Source organism: Psychroserpens mesophilus (assembly GCF_050617655.1).
GTDB classification, from domain to species: domain Bacteria; phylum Bacteroidota; class Bacteroidia; order Flavobacteriales; family Flavobacteriaceae; genus Psychroserpens; species Psychroserpens mesophilus_A.
In genome coordinates, this window is the sequence record NZ_JBODQC010000094.1 from 1 (window position 1) to 336 (window position 336).

The 336-nt window shown below is 56.5% G+C and carries 1 protein-coding gene; it reads right to left on the reverse strand.

The genetic code is table 11. From position 1 onward, the window contains the following. Positions 1 to 336, reverse strand: a 336-nt coding sequence (locus ACRHNM_RS16475; protein ID WP_431137717.1) for an AMP-binding protein, incomplete at both ends; no start/stop codon positions are given.

Consider the following 336-nt stretch of genomic DNA (forward strand, 5'->3'; position numbering starts at 1 on the left):
TCAAACGGCACCCGCCGGTCGCTGGCTATCACATTGGATACGATATTGTCGTGGGACAGCATTACGCCCTTGGGCTTGCCGGTAGTGCCGGACGTATAGATGTGCGTGGCCAGGTCGCCGGGGTGTACCGCTGCTTTCCGGGCCTCAACCTCGTCCTGGTTTCCCGTATCCGCTCCCAGGTCCAACAATTCCTGCCAATTCTTGCAATCCGGCAGTTTGTCGAAGCTGTAAACCTCTTTGAGTTTTGGGACCTTCCCGCGGATGGCGGCCACTTTTTCGTACACTTCCTGGCAGGACACCAGGCAATAGGAGCAACCCGAATGGTTCAGGATATAG